Source organism: Streptomyces sp. NPDC058291, from assembly GCF_042880855.1.
Lineage (GTDB): Bacteria > Actinomycetota > Actinomycetes > Streptomycetales > Streptomycetaceae > Streptomyces.
Map to the genome: position 1 here is coordinate 1 of NZ_JBHVYK010000096.1, position 21,083 is coordinate 21,083.

The 21,083-nt window shown below is 73.4% G+C and carries 16 protein-coding genes and 1 pseudogene; 5 read left to right on the forward strand and 12 right to left on the reverse strand.

All coding sequences use genetic code 11. The annotated features are described in order from the left end of the window. Positions 1-653 precede the first annotated feature (653 nt). On the forward strand, positions 654-1,727 hold the full coding sequence (gene trpS, locus ACFVYK_RS32475; RefSeq protein ID WP_389780198.1) for a tryptophan--tRNA ligase: 1,074 nt from the start codon (positions 654-656) through the stop codon (positions 1,725-1,727). Here the strand turns inward: trpS and ACFVYK_RS32480 are convergent. Then, complete coding sequence (locus ACFVYK_RS32480) at positions 1,619-2,662, reverse strand: GlxA family transcriptional regulator (protein ID WP_389780200.1); 1,044 nt, start codon at positions 2,660-2,662, stop codon at positions 1,619-1,621. The genes trpS and ACFVYK_RS32480 overlap by 109 nt on opposite strands. Positions 2,663-2,737: 75 nt before the next feature. Here ACFVYK_RS32480 and ACFVYK_RS32485 point away from each other — a divergent pair, with 75 nt between their 5' ends. After that, positions 2,738-3,325, forward strand: coding sequence for a cysteine hydrolase family protein (locus ACFVYK_RS32485; protein WP_389780202.1), 588 nt, complete (start codon positions 2,738-2,740; stop codon positions 3,323-3,325). Between the two features lie 39 nt (positions 3,326-3,364). On the opposite strand, the gene proC is transcribed toward ACFVYK_RS32485, so the two are convergent. From proC to ACFVYK_RS32515, 6 genes are all read right to left on the reverse strand, one after another. Then, the gene (proC, locus tag ACFVYK_RS32490; RefSeq protein ID WP_389780203.1) at positions 3,365-4,177 is read right to left on the reverse strand and encodes a pyrroline-5-carboxylate reductase; all 813 of its coding nucleotides are present in this window, start codon (positions 4,175-4,177) and stop codon (positions 3,365-3,367) included. 236 nt (positions 4,178-4,413) lie between these two features. Further along, complete coding sequence (locus ACFVYK_RS32495; protein ID WP_389780204.1) at positions 4,414-5,223, reverse strand: ABC transporter permease; 810 nt, start codon at positions 5,221-5,223, stop codon at positions 4,414-4,416. Next, positions 5,220-6,119: an ABC transporter ATP-binding protein gene (locus ACFVYK_RS32500; RefSeq protein ID WP_389780205.1), complete on the reverse strand. Its 900-nt coding sequence runs from the start codon at positions 6,117-6,119 to the stop codon at positions 5,220-5,222. Before ACFVYK_RS32500 ends, ACFVYK_RS32495 begins: the two co-directional genes overlap by 4 nt. Positions 6,120-6,452: 333 nt before the next feature. Continuing rightward, entirely contained in the window at positions 6,453-7,223 is a 771-nt protein-coding gene (locus tag ACFVYK_RS32505; protein WP_389780207.1) for a class I SAM-dependent methyltransferase, read from the reverse strand. Between the two features lie 432 nt (positions 7,224-7,655). Next, entirely contained in the window at positions 7,656-8,225 is a 570-nt protein-coding gene (locus tag ACFVYK_RS32510) for an EamA/RhaT family transporter (RefSeq protein WP_389780208.1), read from the reverse strand. Positions 8,226-8,317: 92 nt separating this feature from the next. After that, complete coding sequence (locus ACFVYK_RS32515) at positions 8,318-8,665, reverse strand: SH3 domain-containing protein (RefSeq protein WP_389780210.1); 348 nt, start codon at positions 8,663-8,665, stop codon at positions 8,318-8,320. A 182-nt stretch (positions 8,666-8,847) separates the two neighbouring features. On the opposite strand from ACFVYK_RS32515, the gene ACFVYK_RS32520 reads away from it, so the two are divergent. After that, complete coding sequence (locus ACFVYK_RS32520; protein ID WP_389780211.1) at positions 8,848-11,337, forward strand: PQQ-binding-like beta-propeller repeat protein; 2,490 nt, start codon at positions 8,848-8,850, stop codon at positions 11,335-11,337. A gap of 124 nt (positions 11,338-11,461) precedes the next feature. Here ACFVYK_RS32520 and ilvD read toward each other — a convergent pair whose 3' ends face one another. From ilvD to ACFVYK_RS32540, 4 genes are all read right to left on the reverse strand, one after another. Next, on the reverse strand, positions 11,462-13,315 hold the full coding sequence (ilvD, locus tag ACFVYK_RS32525; protein WP_389780213.1) for a dihydroxy-acid dehydratase: 1,854 nt from the start codon (positions 13,313-13,315) through the stop codon (positions 11,462-11,464). 235 nt (positions 13,316-13,550) lie between these two features. After that, positions 13,551-14,156, reverse strand: coding sequence for a TetR family transcriptional regulator (locus ACFVYK_RS32530; protein WP_389780214.1), 606 nt, complete (start codon positions 14,154-14,156; stop codon positions 13,551-13,553). After that, entirely contained in the window at positions 14,153-15,094 is a 942-nt protein-coding gene (locus ACFVYK_RS32535) for a sugar phosphate isomerase/epimerase family protein (RefSeq protein WP_389780216.1), read from the reverse strand. The genes ACFVYK_RS32530 and ACFVYK_RS32535 overlap by 4 nt, the downstream gene beginning before the upstream one ends. Before the next feature lie 156 nt (positions 15,095-15,250). Next, on the reverse strand, positions 15,251-16,183 hold the full coding sequence (locus ACFVYK_RS32540; protein WP_389780218.1) for a Ppx/GppA family phosphatase: 933 nt from the start codon (positions 16,181-16,183) through the stop codon (positions 15,251-15,253). A 124-nt stretch (positions 16,184-16,307) separates the two neighbouring features. On the opposite strand from ACFVYK_RS32540, the pseudogene ACFVYK_RS32545 reads away from it, so the two are divergent. Then, a pseudogene (locus ACFVYK_RS32545) lies at positions 16,308-17,171 on the forward strand (hypothetical protein); the annotation flags it as partial. 280 nt (positions 17,172-17,451) lie between these two features. On the opposite strand, the gene ACFVYK_RS32550 reads toward ACFVYK_RS32545, so the two are convergent. Further along, a complete protein-coding gene (locus tag ACFVYK_RS32550) occupies positions 17,452-19,275 on the reverse strand; it encodes a hypothetical protein (RefSeq protein ID WP_389780220.1) in 1,824 nt (607 codons plus the stop codon). 322 nt (positions 19,276-19,597) lie between these two features. On the opposite strand from ACFVYK_RS32550, the gene radA reads away from it, so the two are divergent. Next, positions 19,598-21,007, forward strand: coding sequence for a DNA repair protein RadA (gene radA / locus ACFVYK_RS32555; protein WP_389780222.1), 1,410 nt, complete (start codon positions 19,598-19,600; stop codon positions 21,005-21,007). The last annotated feature ends 76 nt before the right edge of the window (positions 21,008-21,083 follow it).

The following is a 21,083-nucleotide window of genomic DNA, read 5'->3' on the forward strand; positions in this document are numbered from 1 at the left end:
TACTCACCCGAACTTCTCGGGCTTTCCTCCGGGCGCTTCCCTTCGGTCTTGCGTTTCCGACTCTATCAGACCGTTTCCCGGTCCGATTTCCTCGGCGCTTTCCAGGTTCCCGCTTTTCTCGCGGTTTCCTTTCCGGCGGTTCCGACTCTATCAGATCCTTTCGGCGCTGATTCCCAGTCAGAGGGGTTTGTCTTCCCGGCTGTTGGGCCGTTCCGACGAGTGAGACTTTAGCGGATTCCCGGCCCCCAAAGCCAATCGGGGTCCTGCGCCCTTTCGAACGCGGATTCCTCATTTCGCGAATACGCACGCCTACCGACGCGACGGCAGCCGAAAGGACTGCACATCGAGAAGTGGCTGGTACCTGCGGAATGGCTGTCCGGGGACCGACCGGAGTCGGCGCTCACGTCGGACAACTCGGAGAACACTACGTACGCGGTACGGGCGTGTCAACTCATGTCCCTGCGGCACTCCTGGGCGTAGTCTGGCCGACATGACTACGAGTACGTGCACCCAGCTGTGGTGGGCCGCCTGACGGCGGCCGTTCTCGCGTATGCACTCGACGGCCGCCGTTTCGGCGGCCGTTCTCGTTTCCCCCTCCAGGGTCACCGGGGGTCGGCCGACCGGAGCGGCGGTCCCGACCAGGAGGTGGAGAGATGAAGCGGGTTTTCAGCGGGATCAAGCCGACCGGGCACCTGACGCTGGGGAACTACCTGGGGGCGCTGCGGCAGTGGGCCGAGGTCGATCAGCACCGGGCCGACTCGTTGTTCTGCGTGGTCGATCTGCACGCGCTGACCGTGGAGCACGATCCGGCGCGGGTGCGACGGCTGAGCCGGCAGGCGGCGACGCTGTTGCTGGCGGCCGGCCTGGATCCCCGGTTGTGCACCGTGTTCGTCCAGAGTCATGTGGACGAACACGCGCGGTTGTCGTATCTGCTGGAGTGCGTGGCCACGGACGGCGAGATGCGGCGCATGATCCAGTACAGGGAGAAGGCCGCGCGGGAGCGGGAGCGCGGGGGCAGCGTACGGCTGTCCTTGCTGACGTATCCCGTACTGATGGCGGCCGACATCCTGGCCTACGCCGCCGACGAGGTGCCGGTCGGCGACGACCAGGCGCAGCACGTGGAACTGGCCCGGGATCTGGCGGTGCGGTTCAACCAGCGGTACGGGCACACGTTCGTCGTGCCGAAGGCGACGCTCCCGCCGGTGGCGGCTCGGGTGATGAACCTGCAGGAGCCGGCGTCGAAGATGGGCAAGAGCGACGACTTCGGGCCCGGGATCGTCTATCTGCTGGACGAGCCCGACGTCGTCCGCAAGAAGGTGATGCGGGCTGTCACCGACAGTGGGCGGGAGGTCGTGTACGACCGTGCGGGGCGGCCCGGTGTCGCCAACCTGCTGGAGATCCTCGCCGCGTGCACGGGCGGCGACCCGGAGGCGTTGAGCGCCGGGTACACGTCGTACGGGGATCTGAAGAAGGACACGGCCGACGCGGTGGTGGAGGTGCTGCGGCCCTTGCGGGCCAGGCACCAGGAGCTGTGCGCCGACCCGGGGTACGTGGAGAAGGTGCTGCGGGACGGGGCCGAGAAGGCGCGGGGCATGGCGCGGCCCGTGGTGGACGGCGCCTATCGCGCGATCGGGCTGCTTCCGCCGCTGACGGAATCCTTGTCTGAGTTCGTGTCTGACTCCGTGCCGAAGTCCGTGCCGGAGGCGGGGCTGAACGCGGCGCGGTAGGCGCGGGGGCTGGTGGCGAGGCGCGATACGAAGTGCTGGCGCATCGTGACCTCGCTGCCGAAGCCGGCGCGCCGGGCCACCTCGGGCATGGGGAGGTCGGTGCGTTCGAGGAGCTTCTGGGCGGCGGCGATGCGCTGGTCGAGGAGCCAGCGCAGCGGGGTGGCCCCGGTCGCCGCGGTGAAGTGGCGGGCGAAGCTGCGGGGGGACATGCCGGCGTGCGCGGCGAGGTCGGCGACGCTGAGCGGTTCGTGCAGGTGGCGCAGGGCGTGTTCGCGGACGGCGGCGAGGGTGTCGGCGTCGCGGTCCGCGCGGGGGGTGGGGTGTTCGATGAACTGGGCCTGGGTGCCGGTGCGGAAGGGAGCGGTGACCATCGAGCGGGCGATGGCGGCGGCGGGTTCCGCGCCGTGGGAGCGGCGGACCAGGTGGAGGCAGAGGTCGATGCCGGCTGCCGTGCCGGCGGCGGTCCAGATGTTGTCGTCCTCGATGAAGAGGGCGTCGGGGACGACGGTGACCTGGGGGTGGTGGGTGCGCAGGAGGTCGACGAGGTTCCAGTGGGTGATCGCCCGGCGGCCGTCGAGCAGCCCGGCCTGGGCGAGGGTGAAGGCTCCGCCGCAGAGTGCGGCGAGCGTGGTGCCCCGCGCGTGGGCGTCGCGCAGTGCGTCCAGGACGGGGGCGGGCGCGGGGGTGAGGTGGTCGTCCAGGCCGGGGACCAGGACGAGGTCGGCTCGGGAGAGCCAGTCGAGGGGGCGGTCGGGCAGCAGGGCGAGGCCGCCGCGCATCAGGATGGCCGTCTCGTCGGCCGCGACTCGGCGCAGGTCGAAGGCGGGGACGCCGCGGTCGGTCCGGTCGGTGCCCCAGACCTCGGTGATGACGGAGACGTCGAAGGCGCGGATGCCGGGGAAGGCGACGAGGGCGACCCGGTACGCGGGCTTCATGGGTGGCAGTAAACCATCGATCGATGGCTTCGCGGACTCTGGGGAGCGGGTCGGCCCGGCGGCAGGATCGTGGGCATGGACATCGCAGAGAACGCAGCGCTGGTGGTCGTCGACGTGCAGAAGGGCTTCGAGGAGCTGGATTACTGGGGGGCGCGGAACAATCCCGGGGCCGACGACAACATCGCCGTCCTCGTCGACGTGTGGCAGGGGTCGGGACGGCCGGTCGTCTTCGTGCGGCACGACTCGGTGAAGCCGGAGTCGCCGTTGCGGTCGGGGTACCCGGGGAACGACTTCAAGAAGTACGTGGAGGAGAGGCGCGGGAAGGGGGCCGGGGCCGAGCTGCTCGTCACGAAGACCGTCAACTCGGCCTTCCTCGGGACGCCCGATCTGGGGGTTTGGCTGACGGGGCGGGGGATCTCGCAGATCGTGGTGGCCGGGATCCAGACGAACATGTGCGCCGAGACGACGGCGCGGATGGGCGGCAACCTCGGGTACGACGTGCTGTTCGCCTACGACGCGACCTACACGTTCGATCTGGAGGGGCCGTTCGGATGGCGGCGCGGTGCGGACGAGATCGCGCAGGCCTCGGCGGTCTCGCTGCACGGGGGCGGGTTCGCGCGGGTGGTGACGACGAAGGAGATCGTGGCGGCGGCCGGCGGCTGACCGCTCCTCCGGCCGTGCCCCGAGCTCCGGTGCGGGAGGTCAGTCCTTCTTGCCGGCGGCCAGTTCACGGCTGCGGTCGCGGGCGGCCTCCAAGGCGGCGATGAGGGCGGCCCGCACGCCGTGGTTCTCCAGTTCGCGGATGGCGTTGATGGTCGTGCCCGCGGGTGACGTGACGTTCTCGCGGAGCTTGACCGGGTGCTCGCCGCTGTCGCGGAGCATCGTCGCGGCGCCGATCGCGGACTGGACGATGAGGTCGTGGGCCTTGTCGCGGGGCAGGCCGAGCAGGATGCCGGCGTCCGTCATGGCCTCGACCAGGTAGAAGAAGTACGCCGGGCCGGATCCGGAGAGGGCGGTGCAGGCGTCCTGCTGGGACTCGGGGACGCGGAGGGTCTTGCCGACGGCGCCGAAGATCTCCTCGGTGTGGGCGAGGTGGCCGGCGGTGGCATGGGTGCCGGCGGAGATGACGGACATGGCCTCGTCGACGAGGGCGGGGGTGTTCGTCATGACGCGGACCACGGGGGTGCCGGCGGCCAGGCGCTCCTCGATGGAGGCGGTGGTGATGCCGGCGGCGCCGCTGATGACCAGGCGGTCGGCGGGGACGTGCGGGGCGAGCTCGTCGAGGAGGGCGCCCATGTCCTGCGGCTTGACCGTGAGGATCAGGGTGTCGGCGGTCTTGGCGGCCTCGGCGTTGGAGACCGGGGTGACTCCGTGCCGGGTGCGGAGTTCCTCGGCGCGTTCGGGGCGGCGGGCGGTGACGAGGAGGTCGGCGGGGCGCCAGCCGCCTCGGATCATCCCGCTGAGGAGGGCCTCGCCGATCTTGCCGGTGCCGAGGACTGCGACTTTCTGGGTCATGGCTGGGGGGTCCTCCGGAGGGTGCGTCGTCCGTCGTCGTCCGGGGTCATCCTCGCACCGGGGGCGGGGGGTGGGCCGGGATGTCCGGTGGGCGGACGGGCTCCCGACGAGGTCGGGGCGGGCTCCGGGCGGGCTCAGGGCAGGCTCCCGGCGAGGTCGGGGCGGACTCCCGGCGAGGTCGGGGCGGGCTCCCGGCGAGGTCGGGGCGGGCTCCGGGCGGGCTCCGGGGGGTGCGGTCAGGGGGTTCGGCGTCGTAGCGTCGCCGCTCCGAGGAACAGGACCAGCAGGGCGCAGCCGCCGACGATGAGGACGTCCCGGACGAAGGTGGCCGTCATGTCGGTGTGGGTGAGGACCTCGTTCATGCCGTCGACCGCGTACGACATGGGCAGCACGTCGGAGACGGCCTCCAGGGCGGGGTGCATGGTGTCACGGGGGGCGAAGAGACCGCACAGGAGGAGCTGGGGGAAGATCACCGCCGGCATGAACTGGACGGCCTGGAACTCCGAGGCCGCGAAGGCGGAGACGAAGAGGCCGAGAGCCGTGCCGAGCAGCGCGTCCAGCAGGGCCACCAGCAGCAGGAGCCAGGGGCTGCCCGTGACGTCGAGGTCGAGGAACCAGACGGCGAGGCCTGTGGCGAGGGCCGACTGGACGATCGCGAGGGCTCCGAAGGCGAGCGCATAGCCGGCGATCAGGTCCCCTTTGCCCAGCGGCATGGCGAGGAGGCGTTCGAGGGTACCCGAGGTGCGTTCGCGCAGGGTGGCGATGGAGGTCACCAGGAACATCGTGATCAGCGGGAAGACCCCGAGGAGGGACGCGCCGATGCCGTCGAAGGTGCGGGGGCTGCCGTCGAAGACGTAGCGCAGCAGGAACAGCATCACGCAGGGGATGAGGATCAGCAGCGCGATCGTGCGGGGGTCGTGGCGCAGTTGGCGCAGGACGCGGACCGCGGTGGCGGTGGTGCGGGAGAGGTTCAGGCCGCCGGCGGAGGCCGCAGCGGGTGCGGGGGGCGCGGGGGCGGGCGTGGCGGGGGGCGTGGTGGTGCTCATCGGGTGCTCTCCATCGCTCGGGTCGTCTCGGTGGCGTCGTCGACCAGGCGCAGGAAGGCCGCTTCGACGGTGTCGGCGCCGGTGCGGGCGCGCAGGTCGTCGGGGGTGGCGTCGGCGAGGATCCGGCCCTCGCGCATGAGGAGGAGGCGGTGGCAGCGCTCGGCCTCGTCCATGACGTGGGAGGAGATCAGGAGGGCCGCGCCGCGGCTCGCGACGATGTCGTGGAAGAGGGTCCACAGGTCGCGGCGCAGGACGGGGTCGAGGCCGACGGTGGGTTCGTCGAGGACCAGGAGCTCCGGCGCGCCCAGCAGGGCCACGGCCAGGGAGACCCGGTTGCGCTGGCCGCCGGAGAGGTTGCCGGCCAGCGTGTCGACGTGGGTCGCCAGGTCGACGTCGGAGATCGCGCGGGTGACGTTCTCGTGGCGGCGGTCCGCTGCCGCTCGGCCGGGGTCGAGGATCGCCGCGAAGTAGTCCAGGTTCTGGCGGATCGTCAGGTCGTCGTAGACGGAGGGTGCCTGGGTGACGTAGCCGATGCGGCTGCGGAGCGCGGCGTGCCCGGCGGGCCGGCCGAGGACGTCGAGGGTGCCGGCGACCTTCGCCTGGGTGCCGACGACGGCGCGCATGAGGGTCGACTTGCCGCAGCCGGAAGGGCCCAGGAGGCCGGTGATCTGGCCGCGCGGGACGGTGAAGTCGAGGGAGCGCAGCACGGTGCGGGGGCCGCGGACCACGGTGAGGTTCTCGGCGCGCACTGCGGGCGCGGCGGCTTGGGCGGGGTCGCCGTGATCGCCGGAGCCGCCGGGGGCGGTCCGCAGCGGGTTCTGCTGGTCGGTGCGCGGCGCTTCCTGGTCGGGCGGGCGGGAGTCGGGCGGGCGGGAGCCGGGCCTAAAATTCATCATGCGATGAATAATGCTCGCGGGGCGGTGAGGCGTCAAGTGGCGTGGGCGTGGCGAACACACGTGCGCGGCGGCCCTGGAGGTGGGCCGCCGCGCGGGCTCAGGTGTCGGAGGGGTGGGGGCGGAAGGGGCCGGTGGGGGTGCGGGGGGCCGGTGCCTTGGGTGCGGGTGCGGGGGCCCCTGCCTTCGGTGCGGTGCGGGGGCCGGTGCTTCGGTGCCGTGTGGAGGCCGGTGCCTTCGGTGCCGTATGGAGGCCGGTGCCTTCGGTGCCGTGCGGAGGCCGGTGCCTTCGGTGCCGTGCGGAGGCCGGTGCCCTCGGTGCCGTGCGGGAGGGGGTCAGGCGCCGGCGTTGGTCGCGAGCAGCAGGACGACGTCGTAGACCTCTTCGACGAGTCCGTCGGGGAAGACCCGCGTCAGGTGCTCGCGCTCCTCGGCGAGGAAGGCCGCGGTCGCCTCCTCGCCCTGGACCAGGAAGACCGAGTGGCTGCCGATGTTGGCCAGGTGCGTGTCCATCGGGACGCGGCGGCTCCAGCGGACCTCGCGGCGGACCGGGTCCAGACGGCCCGAGGGGTCGACCGTACGGGCGCTGACGTCTCTGTCGGCTCCGTGAACCTCCTGCCCGAAGTGCCGGGCGATGCGGCGGGCCTGATCGGCGAGCCAGGGCACGTCCGGGGCGTCGGTGTTCCACCACAGCGCCAGCGCCCCGCCCGGACGCAGCACGCGCAGGGCCTCCGGGACCGCGCGGGCCGGGTCGGTCCAGTGCCAGGACTGGGCGTAGGTGAGGAAGTCGAGGGAGGCGTCCGCCAGCGGGAGGTGGTTGCCGTCGCCCCGGACGACCGGCACCTCGGGCAGGACGCGGCGGAACTGCGCGGCCATGCCCTCGCCGGGTTCGACCGCGACGACGTCCGCACCGCGAGCGCGCAGGAGAGCGGTCGAGATGCCGGTGCCGGCCCCGACGTCCGCGACCCGTGCGCCGGCGAGAGGGCGGCCGGCGAGCTCCTCGATCGCGTCGAGGAGGGTGCTCGGGTAGGACGGGCGGTTGGCGGCGTACTGGGCCGCGGCTGAGTTGAAGGAGTGGGCTCGGGCTGCGTGGGAGGAGACCGTCATGGAGCCATGCTCGCGGGGGCGCGCGGGGAGGGAAACGGGTTTACGAACCCATGGGCGTCAGGGTTGGGCGGGCGGCGGCCGGAGGTCTCTGCCGGCCGGGCCTGGGCGTGGTCCCGGGCCTGGGGCTCGGGCCTGGGGCTCGGCCTGGGGCCCGGGCCCGAACGCGGACCCCGACGCTGACCCGGACGCGAACCGCCGACTCGGGAGGGAGGCGGGGGCCGGAGCGGCAGCCGCCGGAGCGGCCGGCGTCGGGGCGGCCGGCATCGGGGAGGCCGGCGTCGGAGCGGCCTGCATCGGGGCGGCCAGCGTCGGAGCGGCCGGCATCGGGGCGGCCAGCGTCGGAGCGGCCTGCGTCGGAGCGGCCTGGCCGTCCGAGCGGCCGGCGTCGGAGCAGCCTGCGGAGCGGCCTGGCCGTCGGAGCGGCCTGCGAGGTCAGTTCCTGGGGCGTTTCTTCGACGGGTTGCCGGTGCGGCGGGTGGTGCGGTGGGCGTGGCGGCGGCGGGCCTCTTCGTGTTCCGCGCGGTGAAGGCCCTCGCCGGGGGCCTCGGTGAGGGTGCGGAAGAAGTAGGCGAGGAGCGAGCCGACGAAGCCGATGGCCAGCAGGCCGCGCAGCGAGGCCTGGCGGTCGGGGTCGGGGCGCTTGGTGAAGCCGTCCCAGGTGTGGCGGAAGGCGAGGGCGCTGCAAACCGCGAACATCACGACGACCAGGAGGATCACGAAGCCGCCGAGGTCGGCGATGGCGATGCCCTGGTAGGCGAGGCGCAGGACGAGGCAGGAGACGGCGACGGCGACGAGGGAGCCCGCGGCCGCGGCGACCCGTCGGACCGCGTAGCCGCGGAGGCCGGGGTCGTGGTCCACCCAGGTGGTGCCGAAGAAGCGCAGCGGCTCCGGGCGAGGACCGGCCCCCGGCCCGGCGTCGGCGGCGGGGGTTCCGGCCGCCCGGCCGGTCGGGGCGCTCCGGGAGCCCGCCAAAGTGTCCGGGGTGCCGTTTTCGTCGCTCACGGGACGATTATGGCTCCGGGCGGACGCGGGCTTACGGGCGGGCCGCCCGGAACCTCTCGTGAGGACGCTCCGGGCGGCCCGCCGGCGTCGGATCAGGCGCAGCGCGAGGCGACGTAGCCGTCGCTGCCCGTGCGCACGTACGCGTCCGAGACGAACTGGCCGTCCGCGATGTTGTCCCAGATGTTCGTCGTGCCGTACGGGCCGGAGACCGACGCGCCCGGCGTCTGGCACAGGATCGGGACCTTGACCCCCTCGGCCAGGACCCTGACGACCGAGTAGCCGGTGCCCGGGCCGCTGCGGACGTTCACCCGGACGCCCGGGGCGACCGGGTAATAGGTGAGCGCCGCCGTCGTGACGGCAGCCGTCGTGACAGCCGCCGTCGTGACAGCCGCCGTCGTGACGCTTTCGGTCTCTTCCACTTCCACACTGTCCACAGACATGCAAAAACCTCCCCCGTCGGACCCCATGACTGCCATGGGGCCCCGTTGATTCCCCCGAAACCCACAATGAAACACCTGTACAGGATTCGCACACGGAGGCTAGCAAGCCGCCTCTGTCACGGACGAGTCATCGACTAGGCTCCGTGCGTCGCGCGCGCGGTTGAACAGCACGGGGGTGGTCCATGTCGCCACAGCGCAACACCGGGGTGGGCGCGGAAGCGGAACTTCCGGAGTACGCCGGCCACTACCGCCTGCGGGAATGCCTGGGCTCCGGTGGCATGGGGGTCGTGCACCTGGCCCACAGCACCTCCGGGATGAAGGTCGCGGTCAAGGTCGTGCACGCCCAGTTCGCACGGGACGCCGAGTTCAGGGGCCGTTTTCGGCAGGAGGTGGCGGCCGCCCGCCGGGTGAGCGGGGCGTTCACCGCGCCCGTCGTCGACGCCGACCCGGAGGCCGAACGCCCCTGGATGGCAACCCTGTTCATCCCCGGTTCGACGCTCGCCGAGCAGGTGAAGCGGAACGGGCCGATGAGGCCGGGTGAGTTGCGGCGGCTGATGGCCGGACTCGCCGAGGCGCTGCGGGACATCCACCGCGTGGGGGTCGTCCACCGGGATCTGAAGCCGAGCAACGTGCTGCTCGCCGAGGACGGTCCGAAGGTGATCGACTTCGGCATCTCCCGGCCCAAGGACAGCGAACTGCGCACCGAGACCGGCAAGTTGATCGGCACACCGCCGTTCATGGCACCGGAGCAGTTCCGTCGACCCCGCGAGGTCGGGCCGGCCGCCGACGTCTTCGCGCTGGGGTCGGTGATGGTGCACGCGGCGACGGGACGCGGGCCGTTCGACTCCGACAGCCCGTACGTCGTCGCCTACCAGGTCGTCCACGACGAGCCGGATCTGACCGGCGTGCCGGAGAGTCTCGCGTCGCTGGTCTCGCGCTGCCTCGCCAAGGAGCCCGAGGACCGGCCCACTCCGGACGAGTTGATGCTGGAGTTGCGGTCGGTGGCGGCCTCGTACGACACGCAGTCGTTCATACCGGCGCAGCGGACCCTCGGAGAGAGCGAGACGGATCCGGCCGGCGCGGGAGGCCCGGCGGGCGAGGGGGCCTCGCCGGGCGTCGGAGCCTGGTCGGGGTCGTCGTCCCCGGCGGACCGGTCGGACGCGGCAGTCCCGGCAGCTCCGGCAACGTCCTCGGCGGTGGAGTCCGAGCGGGGGGCCGAGCCCGGGCGGGTGACGGAGTCACGGCCTGAGCGGGAAGCACCACCCGAGCACGAGCACGAGCACGGATCACGGCCTGAGCACGGATCACGGCCTGAGCGGGAAGCGCCACCCGAGCACGAGCACGGATCACGGCCTGGGCACGGATCGCGGCCTGAGCGGGAGTGGCCGTCGGGATCGGCGTCGCGGCCGGGACCGGGGCCGGGGCCGGGTCCTTCGGCGCGCGGCCGGTTCGGGGTTCGGAGGCGGCGCAGGCCGGTCGTCCTCGCGGCCGGCGCGTTGGTCGTCGTCCTCGCGGGCGGCGCGTTCGGCGTCACGCAGTTGCTCGGCGACGGCGACCAGGGCCGTGGCGTGCGGGCAGGCGCGGCCGGCTCGCACTCCGCGTCGCCCGCCTTCAGCCCCTGGAGCGTCCGGCCGGCCGCGGCCGACGCCGGGACGGGCGCGCGCGCCGGAGCGGGCGGCATGCCGCTGTGCACGTCCGACGCGGAGCGGCTGTTCTGCGCGCAGTCGGGGCTGGTGTCCGCGCTGGACGCCGCCGACGGGCGCGTGCTGTGGCGGCATCCGCTCGCCGACGTCGACCGGCCGAGCGAGGCGCCCGTGCTCGCGGGCGGACTGGCGCTGGTGGTCACCCACGCGGGCCGGCTCGTCGAGGCGCTGGACCCGGCCTCCGGCGCCACGCGCTGGCAGCAGGAGATGTCGGGGTACGAGAGTCTGCGCGCCGTCGGCGACACCCTGCTGCTGACCGCGGCGGACGGCACGGTCACCGGCGTGCGCGCGGCGACCGGCGAGAAGACCTGGAGCCGCCGGATCCCGGGGGTGAGCGAGCCTTATTTCACGTCGTTCCCCGGTGATCCGCTGGCGTACGCGTCGAGCGCGTCGGACGACGGGCACACCCGGATCACGGCCGTGGATCCCGTCACCGGGAAGGTGCGCTGGCAGGAGCGGCTCGACGGCACGCTCACCCTCGTGGGCACCGCGGGCGGCAGTGCGGTCCTGCTGTCCCAGGGCGGCGGCTACGGCACGGTCGACGCCGTGGTCCGCTTCGACCCTCGGGACGGGGCGGCGCGGCGGGTGCGGCTCGGCGTCGCGCTCCAGGAGCCGCAAGCCGCGGTACGCGGGGACCGGTTGTACCTGCTGGCCTTCGACGGGACGCTGGCGGCCGTCGACACGGTCGCGGCCAAGGAGGTGTGGTCCCTGCAGACGGCCGTGAGCCGGGGTTCGGCGCCGACCGCCGACGACGGTCACGTCTACTTCAGCGCCGCCGACGGCCGTCTCCTCGCCGTGGACGCGGTCGACGGCGAGCTCGTCGGGCAGACGGCGCTGCGGCTCGGCGCCCACTCGGACCGGGTGGTGGCCACGCTGCCCGCCCCCGAGGCGGTCGGCGGCCGGGTCTACGCCGGCGCTCCCGACGGAACCGTCTTCGCGGTGGACGGCCGGGATCCGGCGGGCTGGTGAGACGCGCCGAGGGCCGTCTCCGTGTCACGGAGACGGCCCTCGGGAACCTCACGGAAACCTTCGCGCGCGCGGGAACCGTCGCGGAACACCGCGCGAGAGACCTCGCGGGATCACCGGCCGGGCGTCAGCCCAGCTTCGACACGTCCCGCACCGCACCCTTGTCGGCGCTGGTCGCCATCGCGGCGTAGGCGCGCAGCGCGGCGGAGACCTTGCGTTCGCGGTTCCTCGGGGCGTAGACCCCGCCGAGGGCCGCCTCGCGCCGGGCCAGTTCGGCGTCGTCGACGAGGAGCTCGATCGTGCGGTTCGGGATGTCGATGCGGATGCGGTCGCCGTCCTCGACCAGGGCGATCGTGCCGCCGGAGGCCGCCTCGGGCGAGGCGTGGCCGATCGAAAGGCCCGAGGTGCCGCCGGAGAAACGGCCGTCGGTGACCAGCGCGCAGGTCTTGCCGAGGCCGCGGCCCTTGAGGAAGGACGTCGGGTAGAGCATCTCCTGCATGCCCGGGCCGCCCTTGGGACCCTCGTAGCGGATGACGACGACGTCGCCGTCGGTCACCTGCTTGTTGAGGATCTTCTCGACGGCCTCCTCCTGCGACTCGCAGACGACGGCCGGGCCCTCGAAGGTCCAGATGGACTCGTCGACGCCGGCCGTCTTGACCACGCAGCCGTCGACGGCGAGGTTGCCGCGCAGGACGGCGAGGCCGCCGTCCTCGCTGTAGGCGTGCTCGGCGGAGCGGATGCAGCCGCCCTCGGCGTCCACGTCCAGCGCCTCCCAGCGCTCGGACTGCGAGAAGGCCTCGGCGGAGCGGACGCAGCCGGGGGCCGCGTGCCACAGTTCCAGGGCCTCGGGGGACGGCGAGCCGGCGCGCACGTCCCAGGTCTTCAGCCAGTCCCCCAGGGACGGACTGTGGACCGAGTGCACGTCCTCGTTGAGCAGGCCCGCGCGGTGCAGCTCGCCGAGCAGGGCGGGGATGCCGCCGGCGCGGTGCACGTCCTCCATGTAGTACGTGCGGTCCTTCGCGACGTTCGGCGCGACCTTCGCCAGGCACGGCACGCGGCGCGAGACCTCGTTGATCTCCTCCAGGCCGAACGGCACGCCCGCCTCCTGGGCGGCGGCGAGGAGGTGCAGGATCGTGTTGGTCGAGCCGCCCATCGCGATGTCGAGGGCCATGGCGTTCTCGAAGGCCGCGATGGTGGCGATGTTGCGCGGCAGGACCGTCTCGTCGTCCTGCTCGTAGTAGCGGCGGGTGATGTCCATCACCGTGCGGCCGGCGTCCTCGTACAGCGCCCTGCGGGCCGTGTGGGTGGCCAGCACCGAGCCGTTGCCGGGAAGGGAGAGGCCGATGGCCTCGGTCAGGCAGTTCATCGAGTTGGCGGTGAACATGCCGGAACAGCTGCCACAGGTCGGACAGGCGTTCTCCTCGATGCGGAGGATGTCCTCGTCCGAGATCTTGTCGTTGACCGCGTCGGAGATCGCGTCGACCAGGTCGAGCGTGCGGACCGTGCCGTCGACGAGGGTGGCCCGGCCGGACTCCATCGGGCCGCCGGAGACGAAGACCGTGGGGATGTTCAGGCGCAGGGCCGCGTTCAGCATGCCGGGGGTGATCTTGTCGCAGTTGGAGATGCAGATCAGGGCGTCCGCGCAGTGCGCCTCGACCATGTACTCCACGCTGTCCGCGATCAGGTCGCGGGAGGGCAGGCTGTAGAGCATGCCGCCGTGGCCCATCGCGATGCCGTCGTCGACGGCGATCGTGTTGAACTCGCGCGGGATGCCGCCGGCCTCCCGGACGGCCTCGCTGACGATGCGGCCGACCGGCTGGAGGTGCGTGTGGCCGGGCACGAACTCGGTGAAACTGTTCGCCACCGCGATGATCGGCTTCCGGCCGATGTCCGCACCGGGTACACCGGAGGCGCGCATAAGGGCGCGGGCGCCCGCCATGTTGCGTCCGTGGGTGACTGTGCGGGACCTCAGCTCGGGCATCGTCGCTCGCTCCTTCAGACAGATAGGGCTGCTCATGAGCGTACGCCGGTCATCCAGGGGGCGGGACAAGGTGTCCGGAATGCGGGACGAACGTCTCGGCGGCCGTCCACCCACCGCCTCGGCGTCCACCCACCCCCTCGGCGTCCGCCCACCGCCTCGACTGCCGTCCGCCCGCTCGGCCTCCGTCCCGCCCGCCGCCGCGGCGACACCAGCGGTCGCGGCGGGGCCCGGCGGGTCACGGCCCGGTCAGGTGCCCTTGGACGACCGGCGCCACGCGGGCGATGATCAGCTCCAGGTCCGCCGAGGCCAGCGGCTCGACCTTGATCACGTACCTCAGCATCGCGCAGCCCACCAGCTGCGCAGCCGCCAGTTCGGCGCGCAGCTCGGGGTCCGGCAGGTCGAGCTGGACGGCGATGCGGCGCAGCAGCTGGGAGGCGACCAGACGGCGGAAGACGGCGGCCGCGGTGTCGTTGTTCACGGCGGAACGGACGATCGCCAGGAGCGGCTTGCGGGTGGTGGGGTTCTCCCAGACGCCGAGGACGAAGCGGGCGAGGCGTTCGCCGACCTGGTCCAGCGGTCCGTCGGCGACGGCTGCCGGGGCGTCCAGCGCCGGCGCGAAGGCCACCTCGATCGCGGCCTCGAAGACCTGCTCCTTGGTGCCGAAGTAGTGGTGGACCAGCGCCGAGTCCACTCCGGCCGCCTTCGCGATCCCGCGCACGGACGTCTTCTCGTAGCCCCGCTCGGAGAACTCCTCGCGGGCGGCGGTCAGGATGCGGTCGCGGGTGTCGGCCGACTCGGCCCGTGGGGGACGGCCGCGCCCGCGGGCGGTGACGCCGGTCACCGGCGACGCGCCTTCGCCGAACGCCGCCCCCGCGACGGGGACGGGGACGGGGCGGGAGCCGAGGCAGAGGAGGGGGACGGGGACGGGGACGGGTCCCGGGACGAGGTCGGGGCCCGGGACGGGGTCGGGGCCGAGGCCGACGCGAGGTGGAGTCGGGCGAAGGCCAGGGCCTCCGCCAGGTCGGCTTCCCGTTCGGCGTCGGACATCGCGCGCCGGGTGTTGACCTCGATGACGACGTGTCCGTCGAAGCCGGTCAGTGCGAGCCGTTCCAGCAGTTCGGCACAGGGCTGCGAGCCGCGCCCGGGGACCAGGTGCTCGTCCTTGGCCGAACCGTTTCCGTCGGCGAGATGGACGTGGCCCAGGCGGTCGGCCATGCGGTCGACCATCTGCATCGCGTCCGCGCGGGCCGTCGAGGCGTGGCTGAGGTCGATGGTGAAGTGCCGGTAGTCGTCCTTCGTGACGTCCCAGTCGGGCGCGTACGCGAGCATCTCGCGGTCGCGGTAGCGCCACGGGTACATGTTCTCGACGGCGAACCGCACGTCCGTCTCGTCCGCCATCCGCCAGATGCCGGTGACGAAGTCGCGCGCGTACTGGCGCTGCCACCGAAACGGCGGGTGGACGACGACGGTGCTCGCGCCGAGTCGCTCCGCGGCCGAGCGGGCCCGCTGGAGCTTGGTCCACGGGTCGGTCGACCACACCCGCTGCGTGATCAGCAGGCAGGGGGCGTGCACGGCGAGAATCGGGATCCGGTGGAAGTCGCTGAGCCTGCGCAGCGCGTCGATGTCCTGGCTGACGGGATCGTTCCAGACCATGACCTCGACGCCGTCGTACCCGAGGCGCGCGGCGATCTCGAAGGCCGTCGCCGTCGACTCCGGGTAGACCGAGGCAGTCGACAGGGCGACCTTCGCATCCGGGATACGCACGACTGGCTCTGCCATGGGGGACAGGTTACGGGGTGGGAACGGGTGGGTGCGGGGCACCTGCGTCCCGGACGCCCGCGCGCAGTTGTGCCGTCGCGCCGTCTCGCGCGCCCGCTCGCCGCGACGTCCGCCGCACTGTCGGGTCCGTCACGTCCGCCCGGCCCGCCCTGTCCGTCAGGCCGACGCCATGTGATCGAGTTTGCGCAGGATGACGCCCTCCCTGAGCGCCCAAGGGCAGACCTCGACCGACTCGATCCCGAAGAGGTCCATCGCTCCCTCGGCCACCAGGGCGCCGGCGAGCAGCTGGTTGGCGCGGCCCTCGGACACCCCGGGCAGCTCCGCCCGCTGCGCCGCCGTCATGCCGGCCAGCCGCGGCACCCAGGCCTCCAGGGACTCGCGCCTGAGCTCGCGCTGGACGTAGACGCCCTCGGTGGACCGGGCCGCGCCGGCTATGCGGGCGAGCTGCTTGAAGGTCTTCGAGGTGGCGACGACGTGGTCGGCGGCGCCGAAGCGGGCGAACTCCCCGACCGTGCGGGCGATCTGCGCGCGAGCGTGGCGGCGCAGGGCGCGGACGTCCTCCGGGTCGGGCGGGTCGCCATGCAGCCAGCCCGCGGTGAGACGGCCGGCTCCCAGCGGCAGGGACACCGCCGCGTCGGGCTCCTCGTCCATGCCGAACGCGATCTCCAGGGAGCCGCCGCCGATGTCCAGGACCAGCAGCTTTCCCGCCGACCAGCCGAACCAGCGGCGGGCGGCGAGGAAGGTGAGCCGGGCCTCCTCGGCGCCGGCGAGGACCTGGAGCTCGACGCCCGTCTCCGCCTGCACGCGCGCGAGGACCTCGTCCGCGTTGCTGGCCTCGCGCACGGCGGAGGTGGCGAAGGGCAGCAGGTCCTCGACGCCCTTGTCCTCGGCGGCCTGGAGCGCCTCCTGCACCACGGCGATCAGTCTGTCGACGCCCTCGGGGCCGATCGCCCCGTCCTCGTCGAGGAGTTGGGCAAGGCGCAGTTCCACCTTGTGCGAGTGCGCAGGCAGCGGGCACGCGCCCGGGTGCGCGTCCACCACCAGCAGATGCACCGTGTTCGATCCCACGTCGAGGACACCGAGTCTCATGCAGGGAACGCTACTGCCCCCTGGGCGGTACGGGTGGTGCGGGGCGGATCCCCTCGTCGAGGCGGTGGTGGCCGGGCCGCGGACGAGGTCCCCGAAGCGGCTCCCGGCGACTTACCCTGGACGGGTGCCAAAGACGAACAAGGCGAAGGCCGACAAACCCACCGGCGGCTCTTCGCGGGCCAAGCCGCTGAAGCCGCCGAAGAAGTCGACGAAGAAGGACCTGGCAGCGGGGGCTCCGGCCGCCGACGAGAAGGGCCTCGACTTCGCACGCGCGTGGGTGGAGTTCCCGGACCCGGCCGACGCCGAGCAGGTCTTCCGGTGCGATCTGACCTGGCTGACCTCGCGCTGGAACTGCATCTTCGGCAGCGGCTGCCAGGGCATCCAGGCGGGCCGCGCCGACGACGGGTGCTGCTCGCTGGGCGCCCACTTCTCCGACGAGGACGACGAGAAGCGCGTCGCCGAGCATGTGGCGAGGCTCACCCCCGACATCTGGCAGCACCATGACGAGGGCACGCGGGGCGGCTGGGTCTCGCAGGACGAGGAAGGCTCCCGCCAGACCCGCCCGTTCAACGGCTCCTGCATCTTCCAGAACCGTCCGGGGTTCGCGGGCGGCGCCGGCTGCTCGCTGCACATCCTGGCCCTGCGCGAGGGCCGCGAGCCGCTGGAGACCAAGCCGGACGTCTGCTGGCAGCTTCCGGTGCGGCGGACGTACGACTGGATCGACCGGCCCGACGACACGCGCGTGCTGCAGGTGTCGATCGGCGAGTACGACCGGCGCGGCTGGGGCCCGGGCGGCCACGACCTGCACTGGTGGTGCACGTCGGCGACGTCGGCGCACGGCGCGGGCGACCCGGTGTACGTCTCCTACCGTCCGGAGCTGACCGAGCTGATGGGCAAGGCCGGGTACGACCGCCTGGTCGAGTTGTGCGAGGAACGCCTCGCCGCGCAGCTGCCCCTGCTGGCGCCGCACCCGGCGGACCCGGCCGGTCCGACCGGCACGGTGGGCGCCGGTGATGCGGTGGGCGCCGGTGATGCGGTGAGCGCCGGTGATGCGGTGGGCGCCGGTGATGCGGTGAGCGCCGAGGGCGTGGTGAGCGCGGCGGCCCCGGCCGACCCGCTGGGCCCGGCCGACCCCCGATGAAGCCGTCGACCCCTGGTGAAGCCGTCGACCCCCGGTGAAGCCGTCGACCCCCGGTGAACGGCCCCGGTGAAGCCGGACGGCCGATCCGTCGGCCGAGCTGAGCGCCGGACGTCCCGCCCGGGGCCCGCTAGGACGTAGCGGGGCTCGGTGGGTCGCCGTCGGCCGGCGGCGGGGTCGGGCTGTCCGGGGCGGACGGGGACGGGTCCCCGTCGGGGGTGGGCTCCGGATCGGGCGAGGAGGGCGGGGCCGTCGGAGTCGGGTCCGCGGAGGGCGGGGCCGTCGGGGTCGGTTCCGGGCCGGAGGTGGGGGGCGGGCCGCCGGGGCCCGGGCCGTGGCCGTGGCCGCCGCCCGGGCGCGACGGGCCCGGGGCGGTGCCGTAGCCCTCGATGGAGACGACTGCGCCCGCCGGGGCGATCGCCACGCGCGCGTGCCAGTGACCGGAGGGCTCGCGCAGAGGGTCGACGTACACCTTCACCGTCATGGTCTCGCCGGGCCTGACCGTGCCCGTGGAGCGGCTCAGGTAGAGCCAGGGAGCGGCGGTGGTGGCCGACCAGCGGATCGGCCCGTCCGCTTCCGGGGACGCGGTGAGGGTGATCAAGGTGGTGTCGCCGCGGGTGGCGGCGGTGACCGAGAGCCGGCCGGCGGCCCCGTGCGGGAGTCCGCTGACGCTGATCACCTCCACCGAGACATCCGGTCCGCCGCCCCCGGGCAGGTGCGAGCCGGGGCGGGTGCTGGCGTTCCCGGCGTTCTCGTAACCGCCCCCCGTCTCGCCGTCGAGGCTGCCGGAGCCCTGCGCCTCGCCGGCGCTGGCCGAGCGCCCCTCGGCCCCCTCCCCCGTCGGTGTGCCGCGATAGGCCGCCCACAGGGCGATCACGGGAGCGGCCACCACGGTGGCGACGACGGTCGTCGTGACGGCACGCGCGCGCAGGCGCTCCCGGCGGGCGGCGCGGTCCTTGGGGTCCATCGGGAAGCCGCGCCGGTCGTAGCGCGGTACGGCGACGCCCCGCGCGCGGGCGAGGCGGGCCATCGCGACGTGCAGCTGCGCGCGGGGCGCCTCCAGGACGGGCAGCTCGGCGGGGGTGACACCGGCTCCGGGCCAGCGGCCCGGGACGGCGCGCTCGGCGGCTCGGCGGCAGTGCGGGCAGTCGTCGACGTGCCGGACGAGCTCGCGGCGCAGGGCGGCGCTGAGGACGAGCTGGTTCTCACCGGCCAGGCGGCTCACACCGGGACAGCCGCCGGTCTCGACGACGGCGAGCGCCGCGCGCGTGCGCTCGACCTCGCAGGCGGCGGAGGCCAGCAGTTCGCGGGCGGCGGCGAGATCCTTGCCGAGCACGGCGGCCACCTCGTGCGCGGCCAGGTGGTGGCGTACGGCGAGTTCCAACGCCTCACGCTGTTCCGGGGATGTGCCGGCGGCCTCCGGCCAGGCGAGCAGGGCGAGTTCACGGCGCCGCCGCTCGTCCTGGACCTCGTCCGAGGCGGAGGAGGCGCCGGGTGCGGAAGCGGTGGATCCGGCGGCGGTCGCACCGACGGGCGCCATGGAGGGGGCGGGCTTCCTGGACGTCTTGGACGTCACGTGCTTTCCGGCCGGCTGACGGTGGCCGCCGTCGCGTCGGGCGGCGTGCGCGCTCCGACGTTGCCGTCTGGCCTCGGTCAGCTTGCGCAGACAGGCCCAGCGGGCCAGCGCGTACAGCCAGGCCCGGCGGTCGCCCTCGGCGTCCGGCATCCGCTGGCCGCGCCGCTCGGCGAACGCGAGGGCGTCCCCGAGGGCGGCGGTGGCCGCGTCGTGGTCGCACAGGACGGACAGGCAGTAGGTGAACAGGCCGTCCAGGTACGGCTCGTAGCGCGCGGGCGGCCGCTGCGCGAGCGTGCGCGCCGCAGCGGTGTCGCGCGCCTCCCGGTGCGCCCGGTGCGCGCCGGTCGTGCGGGTCGAGGTTTCCGGGCTGCTGCTCATCACCCGTGCGACCGTAGGCGGCGCGGAACGAGGTCCACTTGTCCCTTGAGTCCTTTTAATCCGTACGGGTGAAACGATCCCTCATAAGGGGAGGGCAGACGGGTGGCTCATGGCTCGTTCGTGACGGAGCGGGGCCGGATCGCAGGGGGCGACGTTCCACTGCACGGCGCGCGCCCCCGCGCGCGGGGGCGGTGCGCGGGCGATGCGGAGGCGGTGCGCGGGCACTGCGCGGGTGGTGCCGGTGCGGGCGGGACCGGCCCCGGGAAGTCCGGTCGCCCACCGGCACGGTCCGGCTGTCAGTGGCGGCGGCTACGGTTTCCCCATGGCTGCCCGTACGAAGACCACCAAGGACCGACCGTCCTACCGCTGCACGGAGTGCGGCTGGCAGACGGCCAAGTGGCTCGGCCGCTGCCCCGAGTGCCAGGCGTGGGGGACGGTCGAGGAGTACGGCGCGCCCGCGGTCCGCACGACGGCGCCGGGGCGGGTCACCACCTCCGCGCTGCCCATCGGCCAGGTCGACGGCCGTCAGGCCACCGCCCGCCCCACCGGCGTGCCCGAGCTGGACCGCGTCCTCGGCGGCGGGCTCGTGCCCGGCGCGGTCGTGCTGCTGGCCGGCGAGCCCGGCGTGGGCAAGTCGACGCTCCTGCTGGACGTGGCGGCCAAGGCCGCGAGCGACGAACACCGCACGCTCTACGTCACGGGTGAGGAGTCCGCGTCGCAGGTCCGCCTGCGCGCCGACCGCATCGGCGCTCTCGACGACCATCTGTACCTCGCCGCCGAGACCGACCTGGCGGCGGTGCTGGGCCACTTGGACGCCGTGAAGCCGTCCCTGCTGATCGTGGACTCCGTGCAGACGGTGGCCTCCCCGGAGATCGACGGTGCGCCCGGCGGCATGGCGCAGGTCCGCGAGGTCGCGGGCGCGCTGATCCGCGCCTCCAAGGAACGCGGCATGTCCACGCTCCTGGTGGGCCATGTCACGAAGGACGGCGCGATCGCCGGCCCCCGGCTCCTCGAACACCTCGTGGACGTCGTGCTGAGCTTCGAGGGCGACCGGCACGCGCGGCTGCGCCTGGTGCGCGGCGTCAAGAACCGCTACGGCGCCACCGACGAGGTCGGCTGCTTCGAACTGCACGACGAGGGCATCACCGGCCTTACGGACCCGAGCGGACTTTTCCTGACCCGTCGTGACGAACCGGTCCCGGGCACCTGTCTGACGGTCACCCTGGAGGGCCGTCGCCCCCTGGTCGCCGAAGTGCAGGCGCTCACCGTGGACTCCCAGATCCCCTCCCCCCGGCGCACGACGTCCGGCCTGGAGACCTCGCGGGTCTCCATGATGCTGGCCGTCCTGGAGCAGCGCGGCCGGATCAGCGCGCTCGGCAAGCGGGACATCTACTCGGCGACGGTGGGCGGGGTGAAGCTCTCCGAGCCCGCCGCGGACCTGGCGATCGCTCTCGCCCTGGCCTCCGCGGCGAGCGACACCCCCCTGCCCAAGAACCTCGTCGCGATCGGCGAAGTGGGCCTCGCGGGCGAGGTCAGACGGGTCACGGGCGTCCAGCGCAGACTCTCCGAGGCCCACCGTCTGGGCTTCACGCACGCCCTGGTGCCGAGCGACCCGGGCAGGATCCCCGCGGGCATGAAGGTCCTCGAAGTCGCGGACATGGGGGAGGCCCTGCGGGTCCTGCCGCGCTCCCGTCGCCGAGACGCCCCACGGGAGTCGGAAGACCGCCGGTAGACTTTGCCCTGGTCTCGCCCGTCCGTACGAAACGAGTGCGCGAAACGGAGCGTCCCAGACCTGTGACCGGAGGAGT

Coding starts and splice junctions, on each gene's coding strand:
- trpS (WP_389780198.1), top strand. CDS start 654: ATGAAGCGGGTTTTCAGCGGGATCAAGCCGACCGGGCACCTGACGCTG.
- ACFVYK_RS32480 (WP_389780200.1), bottom strand. CDS start 2,662: ATGAAGCCCGCGTACCGGGTCGCCCTCGTCGCCTTCCCCGGCATCCGC.
- ACFVYK_RS32485 (WP_389780202.1), top strand. CDS start 2,738: ATGGACATCGCAGAGAACGCAGCGCTGGTGGTCGTCGACGTGCAGAAG.
- proC (WP_389780203.1), bottom strand. CDS start 4,177: ATGACCCAGAAAGTCGCAGTCCTCGGCACCGGCAAGATCGGCGAGGCC.
- ACFVYK_RS32495 (WP_389780204.1), bottom strand. CDS start 5,223: ATGAGCACCACCACGCCCCCCGCCACGCCCGCCCCCGCGCCCCCCGCA.
- ACFVYK_RS32500 (WP_389780205.1), bottom strand. CDS start 6,119: ATGATGAATTTTAGGCCCGGCTCCCGCCCGCCCGACTCCCGCCCGCCC.
- ACFVYK_RS32505 (WP_389780207.1), bottom strand. CDS start 7,223: ATGACGGTCTCCTCCCACGCAGCCCGAGCCCACTCCTTCAACTCAGCC.
- ACFVYK_RS32515 (WP_389780210.1), bottom strand. CDS start 8,665: ATGTCTGTGGACAGTGTGGAAGTGGAAGAGACCGAAAGCGTCACGACG.
- ACFVYK_RS32520 (WP_389780211.1), top strand. CDS start 8,848: ATGTCGCCACAGCGCAACACCGGGGTGGGCGCGGAAGCGGAACTTCCG.
- ilvD (WP_389780213.1), bottom strand. CDS start 13,315: ATGCCCGAGCTGAGGTCCCGCACAGTCACCCACGGACGCAACATGGCG.
- ACFVYK_RS32535 (WP_389780216.1), bottom strand. CDS start 15,094: ATGGCAGAGCCAGTCGTGCGTATCCCGGATGCGAAGGTCGCCCTGTCG.
- ACFVYK_RS32540 (WP_389780218.1), bottom strand. CDS start 16,183: ATGAGACTCGGTGTCCTCGACGTGGGATCGAACACGGTGCATCTGCTG.
- ACFVYK_RS32550 (WP_389780220.1), bottom strand. CDS start 19,275: ATGAGCAGCAGCCCGGAAACCTCGACCCGCACGACCGGCGCGCACCGG.
- radA (WP_389780222.1), top strand. CDS start 19,598: ATGGCTGCCCGTACGAAGACCACCAAGGACCGACCGTCCTACCGCTGC.